The following is a 494-nucleotide window of genomic DNA, read 5'->3' on the forward strand; positions in this document are numbered from 1 at the left end:
ATTCGGCCAGCGTGGTTGACGGGGCCTGTTAGATCAAAATCAAAAGCAGAGCACGGCGGCCTAGTAGCCGACCTGAGTGGTTGAAGCAAAAGCGGATCAAGAGCACAGCAACACACTTCTATCTGATGCACTGCGATCCAAATGTGGGAGCGGGCTTGCTCGCGAAGGCGGTGTGTCAGTTAACTCATGTGTCACTGACCCACCGCCTTCGCGAGCAAGCCCGCTCCCACAGTTTGACCGAGTTCAGCTGCCAGCATCGCAGTGCTTTTGCTTTTCTGTGGGAGCTGGCTTGCCTGCGATGCAGACAACTCGGTCTATCAGGCACACCCAGTTGATGCCATCGCAGGCAAGCCAGCTCCCACCTTTGATTGAGTTCAGCTTCCAACATCAGGTCGGCCGTCAGGCCGCCTCGCCTTCGCTTTTGATCTAACCACTCAGGTCGGCTACCAGGCCGCCGTGCTCTGCTTTTGATCTTGATCTGCTTTTGACTTTGA

The sequence above is a fragment of the Pseudomonas sp. Larv2_ips genome (genome assembly GCF_963879675.1).
GTDB lineage: Bacteria > Pseudomonadota > Gammaproteobacteria > Pseudomonadales > Pseudomonadaceae > Aquipseudomonas.